The sequence below is a fragment of the Streptomyces sp. NPDC059900 genome (assembly GCF_050270335.1).
Taxonomy (GTDB): domain Bacteria; phylum Actinomycetota; class Actinomycetes; order Streptomycetales; family Streptomycetaceae; genus Streptomyces.
This window is the reverse complement of record NZ_JBNNJZ010000050.1, coordinates 20,755-32,684: the sequence shown is the minus strand read 5'-3', so window position 1 is coordinate 32,684 and position 11,930 is coordinate 20,755. Positions and strand designations below refer to the sequence as shown.

General features: G+C 71.5%; 10 protein-coding genes and 1 pseudogene. 2 read left to right on the top strand and 9 right to left on the bottom strand.

Annotation, left to right across the window (positions count from 1 at the left end; genetic code table 11):
- Together ACQKIP_RS10730 and ACQKIP_RS10725 are read left to right on the top strand one after the other, a co-directional pair.
- Positions 1 to 455, top strand: a pseudogene (locus ACQKIP_RS10730) (oxidoreductase); the annotation flags it as partial.
- A gap of 123 nt (positions 456 to 578) precedes the next feature.
- On the top strand, positions 579 to 782 hold the full coding sequence (locus ACQKIP_RS10725) for a hypothetical protein (protein ID WP_365865820.1): 204 nt from the start codon (positions 579 to 581) through the stop codon (positions 780 to 782).
- On the opposite strand, the gene ACQKIP_RS10720 is transcribed toward ACQKIP_RS10725, so the two are convergent.
- From ACQKIP_RS10720 to ureA, 9 genes are all read right to left on the bottom strand, one after another.
- Positions 779 to 1,681: an alpha/beta fold hydrolase gene (locus tag ACQKIP_RS10720; protein ID WP_365865819.1), complete on the bottom strand. Its 903-nt coding sequence runs from the start codon at positions 1,679 to 1,681 to the stop codon at positions 779 to 781. The genes ACQKIP_RS10725 and ACQKIP_RS10720 overlap by 4 nt on opposite strands.
- Positions 1,682 to 1,797: 116 nt before the next feature.
- Positions 1,798 to 3,165, bottom strand: a complete 1,368-nt coding sequence (locus ACQKIP_RS10715; RefSeq protein WP_365865817.1) for a hypothetical protein — start codon at positions 3,163 to 3,165, stop codon at positions 1,798 to 1,800.
- 56 nt (positions 3,166 to 3,221) lie between these two features.
- Positions 3,222 to 4,826, bottom strand: a complete 1,605-nt coding sequence (gene cimA / locus ACQKIP_RS10710) for a citramalate synthase (RefSeq protein ID WP_365865815.1) — start codon at positions 4,824 to 4,826, stop codon at positions 3,222 to 3,224.
- 335 nt (positions 4,827 to 5,161) lie between these two features.
- The gene (locus ACQKIP_RS10705; protein WP_365865813.1) at positions 5,162 to 6,457 is read right to left on the bottom strand and encodes a TolB family protein; all 1,296 of its coding nucleotides are present in this window, start codon (positions 6,455 to 6,457) and stop codon (positions 5,162 to 5,164) included.
- A 65-nt stretch (positions 6,458 to 6,522) separates the two neighbouring features.
- On the bottom strand, positions 6,523 to 7,488 hold the full coding sequence (locus ACQKIP_RS10700) for a WD40 repeat domain-containing protein (RefSeq protein ID WP_365865811.1): 966 nt from the start codon (positions 7,486 to 7,488) through the stop codon (positions 6,523 to 6,525).
- Positions 7,489 to 7,738: 250 nt separating this feature from the next.
- A complete protein-coding gene (locus tag ACQKIP_RS10695) occupies positions 7,739 to 8,371 on the bottom strand; it encodes a TetR/AcrR family transcriptional regulator (RefSeq protein ID WP_365865810.1) in 633 nt (210 codons plus the stop codon).
- 14 nt (positions 8,372 to 8,385) lie between these two features.
- Complete coding sequence (locus ACQKIP_RS10690; protein ID WP_365865808.1) at positions 8,386 to 9,423, bottom strand: agmatine deiminase family protein; 1,038 nt, start codon at positions 9,421 to 9,423, stop codon at positions 8,386 to 8,388.
- Between the two features lie 11 nt (positions 9,424 to 9,434).
- Complete coding sequence (locus ACQKIP_RS10685) at positions 9,435 to 11,156, bottom strand: urease subunit alpha (RefSeq protein WP_365865807.1); 1,722 nt, start codon at positions 11,154 to 11,156, stop codon at positions 9,435 to 9,437.
- Positions 11,153 to 11,869, bottom strand: coding sequence for an urease subunit gamma (gene ureA, locus ACQKIP_RS10680; RefSeq protein WP_365865805.1), 717 nt, complete (start codon positions 11,867 to 11,869; stop codon positions 11,153 to 11,155). The genes ACQKIP_RS10685 and ureA overlap by 4 nt, the downstream gene beginning before the upstream one ends.
- Positions 11,870 to 11,930 lie beyond the last annotated feature (61 nt).

Sequence of the window (11,930 nt, the reverse complement as noted above, 5' to 3'; positions counted from 1 at the left end):
ACCCGCACTTCCACCAGGGCTTCTACCGCTGGCTGGCCTACGCCCAGTCCAAGACGGCGAACGCGCTCTTCGCCCTGCACCTCGACACCGTGGGCGCGGCAGGCAACGGCGTACGGGCCTTCTCCGTGCACCCCGGCAGCATCCTCACTCCGCTCCAGCGCCACATCCCCCGCGAGGAGCAGCTCGCGCAGGGCTGGATGTCCGACGACGGCACACCGGCGCAGGGCTTCAAGACCCCGGCGCAGGGCGCGGCCACGGCGGTCTGGGCGGCGACGTCACCGCTGCTGGACGCCCATGGCGGCGCGTACTGCCAGGACTGCGACGTCGCGGAGCCCGCCACGACGGACGACATGCTGATCGGCGGCGTCAAGCCGTGGGCCAGGGACCCGGAGTCGGCGGCCCGCCTCTGGCAACTCTCCGCGGAGCTCACGGAGTTGGGCGGCGCCCTGGCATGATGACGGCATGACCCCGGACCGGCACGACGAGTGGATCACCGTCGCCTCGTACGAGAACGCCCCGGCCGGCCACGGCCGCTCGCCGCTCTGCGCGGTTGACTGCGTGAGCGGGGCATCGACTGGATGCCGTTCGCGCCGGACGAGGTGTACGTGGACCACATGTGCGGCCCGGGGCCGGACGGTCACTGGCGCGGCTCTCTCGTGATCCATGTCCGGGCGGACGCACTCCGCCCGCTGGGCCTGCACCCGGACCAGCCCGCGTCCCGCGTGGCCGGCCCCTCGCCACCGGCCTGGTGGCACGCGGCGGCGGAACGGCAGCGCCGTTAGGCCCGTGCGGTGTGCGTCAGGATCGCTTCCGCGAGGGGGCCGTGTACCGCCGGGGGCAGCGCGTGTCCCATGCCCGCGATCTCCACCACCTGGCTGCCGCCGCCGATGACCTGCGCCAGGTGGTGCGGATGCGGGGGCGGGAAGACGGGTTCGGCCGTGGCGGAGACGGCGAGCACGGGGACCTTCGTGGCGGCCAGTTCGCCGGTGCGGAGCATGTGGGAGTCGTCGGCCCTGGCGTGGGCCGTCGAGGCGACGTGGGTGCCGGTGTGCGTGATGATCCGGCGCTCCAGATCGCGGAAGTACGCGTCGTCGACGTCGAGCATGCCGCCGTTCAGGACGCGCCAGTGCTCCACCCTGCGGTCCAGTTCGGCCTCCACGCCCTTGTCCTCGACCGGGCGGGACCACATCTGGAGAACCTCCGGATGGATGCCGGGGAGTTCGGCGACCGGGATCTCCGTGCCGTCCGGGGCCGCGTACGGCGTTTCGCTGAGCGCGCACGTGCCGATCAGGGTGGCGCTGAGAACGCGCTCCGGGTGGTCGGCCAGGACGAGCTGGGTCAGCATCCCGCCGAGGGACATGCCCACCAGGTGCGCCCGCTCGACCCCGAGGCCGTCCAGGACCGCCACGGCGTCCCGCGCCAGGTCGGTGATCGCGTACGGGTGCTCGTCGAAGGCGGTGGTGGAGCGCCCCGTGTCCCGGTGGTCGTAGCGGATGACCTGATGGCGGGCGGCGAGCGCGTCGACCAGGGCGTCGGGCCAGCCGAGGCCGGCTGCCTGGGCGCCCATGACCAGGAGCAGCGCGGGCGCGTCGGGCGCACCGCGCCGCTCCGTCCAGAGGCGGACGCCGGGGGCGACGTCGACGTACTGCTGCGTGGGCCGCATGTGCGGGACGTGCTGCATGGGAAGACCTCCGGGCCGGCGCACTCTCGACGAAACGAACGGGAAGACGGAACGATACGTATCGTCTCGTCGATCTCGAGTGACGTCAACCCCGAGCAGCCGTCACCCGGTGCTCCCTAGAACCCGCCGCCCCCGAAGTCCCCGCCCCCGCCGAAGTCCCCGCCCCCGAAACCGCCCCCGAAGTCACCGGGGTCGAAGTCCGAGCCCGAGTAGTCGCCGCCCTCGAACCCGGCGCCCGCCCCGCCGCCGAAGTCGCCGTACCCCGCGCCGTAGTCCGCCGCGTAGGCGGGGCTCGCCATCATGCCGCCCAGCATCGTGCCGACCAGGAGGCCCGGCAGCAGGCCGCCGCCGAAGTAGCCGCCGGCCCAGGGGCCGTACGCCGGGCCCGCCTCCCAGTACGGGCGCCGCTCCCCCGAGTCCGTGGCCACCGTCCGGGACATGGGCTCCTCGCCGTCCGCCAGACGCGTCGCGTCCGCCAGGCAGACCGGGACCGTCCGCTCGGTCCCGCCCGGCGGCGCCCACTGCGCGTCCTTCACCGAGGGGCCGTGGCGCGGGTCGAAGAAGCAGGGCGCACGACGCTCCGGCAGCGCCCGGCCTTCCCGGCGCGCGGCGAGGAGAGCGAGCGAGAAGCGGCCGTCCTCCAGGGACTGGGTGACGGCCCGCACCTGCTCGGGCCGCTGTGCCGCCGCCATGAACGACTTCGCGTTCTCGTACGAGTCCAGGGCGCGTTCGTAGTCGGCGCGCATCGCGTCGTCCGCGCCCGCCTCCGCGGGGTGGAAGTCGAGGCGGTCCAGTTCCTCGCCGTACGCCGTGATGTCCTCGTCCACCACGACCCGCAGCTTTTCCAGGGCCGCCCGCTGCTCCTCGGCCCGCCGCCTGCGGTTGCGCCGGACCACCGCGTACGCGGCCCCGCCGCCCGCGACGAGCACCGCGCCGACGCCGACCAGAGCGGCCACGTTGACGCCGTCGTCGGAACCGGCGGCGCCCCACGAGTCGGGCGCCGAGCCCCGTGCGTCCTTCACGGCCTGGTCGACGAAGGCGTTGAGCTGGGTCTTGGTGTCAGCCTCGTCGCCGTACGTCGTGACGAGGTTGGAGACGGCGTTGCTGCCCAGGACCTGCTGGTCGGCCTTCGCGTCGAAGGCGTCACCGAGCCGGATGCCGTACAGGCCCGTCACACCGGTCTCGGTGCGCAGCTTGTTGAAGAGATCCTTCTTCGGGAAGTCCGCGGGCAGCACCGCCACGAAGACCGGCTTGTCGGCGTCCTTGATCTTCTGCGCGAGGGCCTTCGTGTCGGCGCCGGACAGCTGGTCCGAGGCGGCCGGGTCCACGTACACCGGGCTCTTCTCCCAGGCGTCGGCCACCGCCGGGACGCTCGCGGCCCGCACCCCGGCGGCGGCGCCGGGCGCCGCCGTGAACGACACGGCACCCAGAGCCACGAGAAGCCCGGACAGCGCGACACCTATTCGCTTCGCCCCATTGTTCATACTTCGAAGCTAACTCAGCCGGGCCGCGGACGGAGGTCCGCGGCGGTCCCGGTTTCCTACTCCACGGGCTCGACGCCCGCCCGCAGCAGGCCGTACGTGTAGGCGTCCTCAAGGGCCTGCCACGACGCCGCGATGACGTTCTCCGCGACGCCCACCGTCGACCACTCCCCGTCGCCGTCACTGGTGGAGATCAGCACCCGGGTGGTGGAGGACGTGCCGTGCTTGCCCTCCAGGATGCGGACCTTGTAGTCGACGAGGTCCATCTTGGCGAGCTGGGGGTAGATCCGTTCGAGGCCGACCCGCAGCGCCCGGTCGAGCGCGTTGACCGGGCCGTTGCCCTCCGCCGTGGCGACGATGCGCTCGCCCTTGGCCCACAGCTTCACGGTCGCCTCGTTGGCGTGCGTGCCGTCGGGCCGGTTCTCGACGATGCCCCGCCAGGACTCGACACGGAAGTACCGCCGGGCGCGGCCCTCGGCCTCCTCGCGGAGCAGCAGCTCGAAGGAGGCGTCCGCCGCCTCGTACGTGTAGCCGTTGAGCTCGCGCTCCTTGACCCGCTCGACGACCCGGCCCACCAGCTCGCGGTCGTCGCCGAGGTCGACGCCGAGCTCCTTGCCCTTGAGCTCGATGGAGGCGCGGCCCGCCATGTCCGAGACCAGCATCCGGATGCGGTTGCCCACGAGGTCCGGGTCGATGTGCTGGTAGAGGTCCGGGTCGATCTTGATGGCGGAGGCGTGCAGGCCCGCCTTGTGGGCGAAGGCCGATACGCCCACGTAAGGCTGATGCGTGGAGGGGGTGAGGTTGACGACCTCGGCGATGGCGTGCGAGACGCGGGTCATCTCGCGCAGCGCGCCCTCGGGCAGGACCTGCTTGCCGTACTTGAGCTCGAGGGCGCCGACGACGGGGAAGAGGTTGGCGTTGCCGACCCGCTCGCCGTAGCCGTTGGCGGTGCACTGCACGTGCGTGGCTCCCGCGTCGACGGCGGCGAGGGTGTTGGCGACGGCGCAGCCCGTGTCGTCCTGGGCGTGGATGCCGAGCCGGGCGCCGGTGTCGGCGATGACGGTGCCGACGATCGCCTTGATCTGGGCGGGGAGCATGCCGCCGTTGGTGTCGCACAGGACGACGACGTCGGCGCCCGCCTCGGACGCGTTGCGGGCGACGGACTTCGCGTACTCGGGGTTGGCGCGGTAGCCGTCGAAGAAGTGCTCGCAGTCGACGAAGACGCGCCGCCCCTGCTCCACGAGGTAGGAGACGGTGTCCCGCACCATCTCCAGGTTCTCCTCCAAGGTGGTGCGCAGAGCGAGTTCGACGTGCCGGTCATGGGACTTGGCGACGAGCGTGATGACCGGGGCTCCGGACGCCAGCAGGGCGTTGACCTGCGGGTCCGTGGCCGCCGAGCCACCCGCGCGGCGGGTGGCGCCGAAGGCGACGAGCTGGGCGTGCCGGAAGGTGATCTCTTGCTGCGCGCGGGCGAAGAACTCGGTGTCGCGGGGGTTGGCACCCGGCCAGCCGCCCTCGATGAAGCCCACGCCGAAGTCGTCCAGGTGCCGGGCGATGGTCAGCTTGTCCGCGACGGTCAGGTTGATTCCCTCGCGCTGCGCGCCGTCGCGCAGCGTGGTGTCAAAGACGTGGAACGAATCGTCGGGTGTGCTGGTTTCCGTCATGCTGATCTGGCTCCTGTGTCGGATCTCGGTCTACCGGAATGACCGGCTCCACCGCCTCAATGATCCCCCGCGCTCCGCGTCCGGCTGATGTTGGGCCAGGAAACGAAAAAACCCCTCGTGGGTACGAGAGGTTTGCGCGCGGGTCTGAGAGACGACGGTGTCCGCCCGTACATGGTGGTACGAGACGGTCACTGCGGACCGGCGCGCCTGCTGCCAATAATCATGGCGAACGAGAGCACGGTGGCAGCCTGCCACAGCCCGCGCACACCGCGCTGCCCCGTCTCACCATGCGGGCGGCGCATGGACGCGCCGCCCGCGTGGCGTGGACCCCGGCTCTACCGCAGGTGCCGTACGAAGATGTCCCGCACCTCATTGGTGTCACCGGCCACCAGGTTCGTGGCGTCCGACGAGAACGCCACGGTCTTCGCGTCCGCGTCCATCCCGAAGTGGGACACGCGGGAGTCGGCGTCGCCGCCGCCCTGCGGCACGTCCACGCGCTGGTTCTTGCCGGTGCGCAGATCGCGGACGTAGAGCGAGCCCTGGCCCGGATCGCCGGCGACGAGACCGGAGGCGCTGGAATTGAACACGACACGGCGGCCGTCCGGAGTGATCCGGGCCTCGATCGAGTCGCCGTCGGTCTGGCCGCCCGCGGCGTCGTACACGATCCGCTCGATGGCGTCGGTGCGCAGGTCGATGCGGAAGATGTCGTACTTCTCGTTGGTGTCGCCGGGGACGAGATCGCCGGATCGCGCGGCGAAGACGCCGTAGCGTCCGTCGCGGCTCAGCGATTCCACGCCGACCTCACGGTCGGCGCCCGACGGCGTGAGGTCCAGGCGCCTGCCCTCGCCCGCCTTCACGTCGTAGATGTAGGTCCGCCCGTCGCGGCCCGGGCGCTGCTGGCCTATGGAGTAGCCGATGTGGCTGCCGTCGGCGCTCGTGGTGAACTGCGCGATGTAGTACGAGGAACTGGCGCCGCCCGTGACGATCTCGCTGATCCGCTTGGTGGTGCCCTTCTTGCGGTCGCGGACGTACACGCCGCTGTTCATCCCGTCGACGTAGTCGCCGTTGTCCTTGAGCTGCGAGACGAACGCGACGTACCGGCCGTCCGCGCTCGTCCGCGCGGCCGTCGTGCCCTCTCCGGTCACGGGCTTGTCCGCGTCCGAGAGGCTGACGAGCTCGGTCCGCTTCTTCTTGAGGTCGCGCAGGTAGATGCCGCTGTAGTAATTGCCGTCCTTGTCGTACGAGACGGCGGCGAAGGTCACGTAGCGGCCGTCGCCGCTGATGGTCGGCCGCTGGCCCGTGAAGTCGGTGAACTCGGCGCCGGAGTCCTGCACGCTGACCCGTTCGACCGTGCCGCGCTTCAGGTCGCGGACATAGACGTCGGGCCAGGTGTCGGTGTCGCCCGGCACGAGGTTCTTCGCCTCCGTCGAGAAGACCACGTAACGCCCGTCGTCGCTGACGTCCGGCAACTCCGACGCCCCGTCGGCCTGCGTCCCGCCCCGGCCGACGCTGACGCGTTCGGTGCTCGCGGCGGCGCCGGGCGCCGCGGACGCGGCAGGCAGGGTGGCGGCCGTGACCGCGGCGACGAGTGCCGCGGCGGCCAGGGCGGCGCGGCGCTTGGTTCTGTGCATGCTTCAAATCCCCCGTGGTGTGCGGATGTTCAGTGCGTGCAATGTCTGTGATGCGCGGGATGCTCTTATGGTTGCGGTGTTCCTGGAACTGTCCGCTTGAAGATGTCGCTCACGCCGTTCGTGTCGCCCGGCACGATGTCCGGGTCGTCCGAGGCGTAGACGATGCCGCGGCCCTTGTCGGCGAACGCCCCTGCCGTGGCGCCTCCGTTGTGGCCGATCGTCCGCTCACGGCCGCTGGGCAGGTGGCGCAGCCTGATGTCGGACTGTCCGTCGCCGTGGACGCCGTACAGGAGCTGACGGCCGTCCCTGCTGACCGCCTGCGCGCTTCCTCCCGCGAAGTGCTGGACTTTCCCCGTGCGCAGGTCCCGTACGTAGGCGCCGTCCGGGCCGTTCATCGCCACCGTGCGGCCGTTGACCTGCGCCAGCTCGGACGGGGTGCCGTCGTCGACGCGGGTGAGGCTGCCCGTGGTGCGGTCGCGGAGCCAGACCCGGGCGGTGCCCTTGTCCTCGTAGGCGACGTAGCGGCCGTCGGAGCTGATGGACGGGTCCACCATGTCGCGGGCCGCGTCGGGCGGTCCGTCGCTGATGACCTCGCGGGTGTCGCTCTCGCGGTCGTAGACCTCGACGCGCCGGGGATCTCCCGGATGCTGCGGCTGGAGGTCGTAGGCGATGTAGCGGCCGTTCGCGCTGATGGCCGGCGAGGACGCGCTGTACTTGAAGCCCCGGCCGTCGATCTGCTTGATCTCCCCCGTGGTCAGGTCGGTGAGGAAGACGTTGATGCCGTGCGAGCCCCAGCCGGTGTGCGCCGCGTACCGCCCGTCGTCGCTGATCACGGGCGCGGCCATGGAGTTCCGCAGGCGCTTGACCTCACCGGTCCGAAGGTCCTTCACGAACGCCCAGTCGTACGGTCCTTGATGCCCCTGTGTCAGGTTCTCCGCGTCGCTGTAGAAGGCGACGTAGCGGCCGTTCCCCGAGATGGACGCGGTACGGGAGGGCCCGTCGGCCTCGGTCCCGTCGGCCGCGGTGCTCACGCGCTCCACCCGCGGCGCGGACGGCCCGTGCGGCGCGTCCTGCGCCGCGGCCGGTAACGCCGTCGCGCCGAGTGCCGTGACCAGCAAGGCGCTCCCGGACAGCAAGGACACACGCCCGGCAACGGACACACCTCTGGCAGTGGACATGGCTTCCCCCAAAACCTGTCGCAGCCCCCGGCCCGATACCGAGGGCCCACGGGGATACAAGCGCACCACCAGGAGACGCACAATCCGCAGGAACGCGTACAACCTAGACGGGGATATCCGGGTCCTGTGCGGCACCGGAGGCGAGTGCTCCGTCCAGGAACTCCCTGACGTGCGCGAGGATCTGGTCACGCCCGGTGCCGCGCAGGCCGATCGCCACATGGATGGAGAACCCGTCGAGCAGCGCCCGCAGGCGGGCCGCGAACCGGTCGGGATCGAGCGCCCCGAACTCGCCCCGCGATACGCCTTCGGCGAGCAGCGCCACCAGGTCCCGGTGCCAGGCGCTCTCGATGGCGACCTGCCGGTCGCGCTCGTCCTCGTCGGCGTTCAGGGAGCGGTTCCAGACCTCCAGCCAGAGCGTCCAGTGGGGGTCGCCGGGGCCGTCGGGGACGTACAGATCGACGTACGCGTCAAGGCGCTCGCGGGCCGTTCCGCGCCGGGCGAGCAGCCTGCCGCGTGCGGTGCCGAGCGCGGACTCGCTCCACTCCAGGGTGCGCAGGAGCAGTTCGTCCTTGGTGCGGAAGTAGTAGAGGAGGTGGCCGCTGCTCATGCCGACCTCACGGCCGAGCGCGGCCATGGTCAGCTTCTCCAGGCCGCGCTCGGCGATCATCTCCATGGCGCAGGCCAATACGTCCTCGCGCGGTGGGGCGTTCTTCCGCGCGCGGGCCTGACCTGCCATTTCGTTCTCCTTGATCACACCTTCGGCTGCTGCTGGGTGATGCAGTGGATGCCACCACCCCCGGCAAAGATCGTACGGGCGTCGACGAGCGTCACGGTCCGGTCCGGGAAGAGACCGCGGAAGATGCCCGCCGCGATCTCGTCGTTCGGGTCGCCGAAGGCGCACAGGACGACGCCGCCGTTGCAGAGGTAGTGGTTGATGTAGGAGTAGTCGACCCAGCCCTCGGCGTCCTTCAGGACGGTCGGGGCGGGCACCTCGACGATCCGCAGGGTGCGGCCGCGCGCGTCCGTCTGTCCGGTGAGGGCGGCGACGATCTCCTTGCTGACCTCGTGGTCGGGGTGATCGGGGTTGCGCTGGGAGTGGACGAGGACCACGCCGGGCGCGGCGAAGGCGGCGACGATGTCGACGTGGCCGAGGGTGCCGAAGCCGTGGCCGGGGTAGTCGGCGGTGAGGCCGCGCGGCAGCCAGATCGCCTTGGTGGTGCCGAGGCGGGCGTGGATCTCCGCCTCGACCTGCTCCTTGGTCCAGCCGGGGTTGCGCTCGGGGCCGAGCTGCACCGTCTCGGTGAGCAGGACGGTGCCCTCGCCGTCGACGTGGATGCCGCCGCCCTCGTTCACCAGCGTCGAGGGGTACGTCCGGGCTCCGGCGAGGTCGGCGACGTACGCGCCGACCTTCGCGTCGTGGTCCCAGCGGGCCCACTCCTGGGCGCCCCAGCCGTTGAACGTCCAGTCGACGGCGGCGAGGCCGCCTTTGCCGTCGGTGAGGAACGTCGGCCCGATGTCCCGCATCCAGGCGTCGTCGAGCTCCCGCTCCACCACCTCGATGTCCGGGCCGAGGAGCTCCGACGCGTACGCGGCCTGCGCGGGTCCGCAGACCACGGTGACCGGCTCGAAGCGGCGTACGGCACGGGCGACGTTCGCCCAGGCGAGGCGGGACTCGTCCAGGCCCGAGGGATCGTCGAAGGTCGGGTTGGGGCACGGCCACGCCATCCAGGTGCGCTCGTGCGGGGCCCACTCGGCGGGCATGCGGAAGCCGTCGGCGGCTGCGCTCATGACGTACACCCTTAAAGGAAGTAGAGGCGGTTGAGGGAGACCGAGTCGGCGGGCTCGGAGCGGACCGGGTCGCCGTCGAGCGTGACCAGGCCGGAGCGCTGGTCGACGTCGATGGAGCCGGTGCGGGAGTTCAGGCGCAGATCGGCGGGCCCGATGCCGCGGGTGCCGCGCACGGCGACGCGGCGACGCCGGGTCGGCATCGAGTCGTTGCCCTGGTCGACGGCGGCCTGCGCGACGAAGGCCACCGAGATGTCGGCGGGCGTCGCGCCGTACGAACCGAACTGCGGGCCCAGGACGAGCGGTTCGCAGGTGTCGGTGGCGGCGTTCGGGTCGCCCACGACTCCGTAGGCGGGGAAGCCGGACTTCAGGACCAACTGCGGCTTGGCACCGAAGTATTCGGGCCGCCACAGGACGACGTCGGCCATCTTGCCGACCTCGATGGAGCCGACCTCGTGCGCGAGGCCGTGGGCGATGGCGGGGTTGATGGTCAGCTTGGCCATGTAGCGCAGGACGCGGGCGTTGTCGTCGCCCGCGCCGTCGCCGTCCATGGGGCCGAGTTCGGCCTTCATCTTCCCGGCCATGGCGAAGGTCCTGCGTACGGTCTCGCCCGCGCGCCCCATGCCCTGGGCGTCGGAGGAGGTGATGCCGATGGCGCCCAGGTCGTGCAGCACGTCCTCGGCGCCCATCGTCCCGGCGCGGATGCGGTCGCGGGCCATCGCGGCGTCGCCCGGCAGGTCCGTCTTCAGGTCGTGGACGGAGACGATCATGCCGTAGTGCTCGGCGACGGCGTCGCGCCCGAAGGGCAGCGTGGGGTTGGTGGAGGAGCCGATCACGTTCGGCACGCCCGCCATCTTCAGGACGTTGGGCACGTGCCCGCCGCCGCAGCCCTCGATGTGGAAGGCGTGGATGGTCCGCCCTTCCAACACCTTCAGGGTGTCCTCGACGGAGAGGCATTCGTTCAACCCGTCGCTGTGCAGGGCGACTTGTACGTCGTGTTCCTCGGCGACCCGCAGTGCGGTGTCCAGGGCGCGCGTGTGGGCGCCCATGTCCTCGTGCACCTTGAAGCCCGACGCGCCGCCCTCGGCGAGCGCCTCGATCAGCGGGGCGTCGTGCGAGGACGAACCCCGGCCCAGGAAGCCGATGTTGACCGGCCAGGCGTCGAAGGCGTTGAACGCGTGGCGCAGCGCCCACGGGGAGTTGACGCCGACGCCCCACACGGGCCCGAATTCCTGGCCGATGATCGTGGTGACGCCGGAGGCGAGCGAGGCCTCCATGATGCGCGGCGAGAGCAGATGGACGTGCGTGTCCACGGCTCCGGCGGTGGCGATCAGGCCCTCGCCCGACACGATGGACGTGCCGGTGCCGACCACGACGTCGACCCCGTCGAGGGTGTCCGGGTTACCGGCCCGCCCTATGGCGTGGATGCGGCCTTGCCGGATGCCGATCGACACCTTGCGGATGCCCTGCACGGCGTCGATCACCAGGACGTTGCTGATCACGACGTCACAGGTCTCGCGGACGGCGGCGGCCTTCAGGTGCAGGCCGTCGCGGGCCGTCTTGCCGAAACCGGCGAGGAATTCCTCCCCGTGCTTCTGCGCGTCGGACTCCACCCGGACGGTCAGGCCCGAGTCGCCGAGCCGGACGCGGTCGCCCGCGCGGGGGCCGTGGGTGGCGGCGTACTCGTACGGGGTGAGGCGGCGCGGTTCGGCGGGGTGGCCTCCGGGGCGGCTCATCGCTCGACCTCCTGCTCGGTGGTTTCCGGTACGCCGAGGTAGCCGCAGGCGGCGGCGCGGCGCAGCGCTTCCTCACGGGCGCCCGGCGCGTCAAGGGGCCCGTCGACCAGGCCGGCGAAGCCGATCGCGATCCGCTCGCCGCCGATCGGAAGGAGCCCGACCTCGACGCTCTCGCCGGGCCCGAAGCGGACCGAGGACCCGGCGGGCACCGCGAGCCGCATGCCGTAGGCGGCAGGGCGGTCGAAGTCGAGCCGGGGGTTGGCCTCGAAGAGGTGGAAGTGCGAGGTCACGGAGACGGGGACGGTGGCGGTGTTGTGCACGGCGATCGTCGCGACCGGCGCGAGGTCCGCGTGCTCGGGGCCGGGGAGCAGCGCCCCCGGAGCCTCGCTGCCGAGGCCCGCTCCCTCCCCCGCGCCGATCGGCTGCGAGACGACCGCGAGCCGGGATCCGTCGTCGAAGACGGCCTCCACATGCACCTCGGTCACGACATCGGCGACGCCCGGCAGGACGTCGTCGGGCCCGAGAACCGAGCGTGCCCGCTCGATCGCCTCGGCGAGCCGGGCGCCGTCGCGGGCCGCCTCGCACACCGTGTCCGCGATCAGCGCGGTCGCCTCGGGGACGTTGAGTCTGAGGCCGCGCGCCTTGCGGGCCCTGGCCAGCTCGGCGGCCCCGAAGAGCAGCAGCCGGTCGCGTTCCGTGGGGGTAAGCCGCACGCCACCACACCTCCATCGTTTGAACAACACTCTAACCACGAGATTGACGCGACGGAAACAT

Coding starts and splice junctions, on each gene's coding strand:
- ACQKIP_RS10725 (WP_365865820.1), top strand. CDS start 579: ATGCCGTTCGCGCCGGACGAGGTGTACGTGGACCACATGTGCGGCCCG.
- ACQKIP_RS10720 (WP_365865819.1), bottom strand. CDS start 1,681: ATGCAGCACGTCCCGCACATGCGGCCCACGCAGCAGTACGTCGACGTC.
- ACQKIP_RS10715 (WP_365865817.1), bottom strand. CDS start 3,165: ATGAACAATGGGGCGAAGCGAATAGGTGTCGCGCTGTCCGGGCTTCTC.
- cimA (WP_365865815.1), bottom strand. CDS start 4,826: ATGACGGAAACCAGCACACCCGACGATTCGTTCCACGTCTTTGACACC.
- ACQKIP_RS10705 (WP_365865813.1), bottom strand. CDS start 6,457: ATGCACAGAACCAAGCGCCGCGCCGCCCTGGCCGCCGCGGCACTCGTC.
- ACQKIP_RS10695 (WP_365865810.1), bottom strand. CDS start 8,371: ATGGCAGGTCAGGCCCGCGCGCGGAAGAACGCCCCACCGCGCGAGGAC.
- ACQKIP_RS10690 (WP_365865808.1), bottom strand. CDS start 9,423: ATGAGCGCAGCCGCCGACGGCTTCCGCATGCCCGCCGAGTGGGCCCCG.
- ACQKIP_RS10685 (WP_365865807.1), bottom strand. CDS start 11,156: ATGAGCCGCCCCGGAGGCCACCCCGCCGAACCGCGCCGCCTCACCCCG.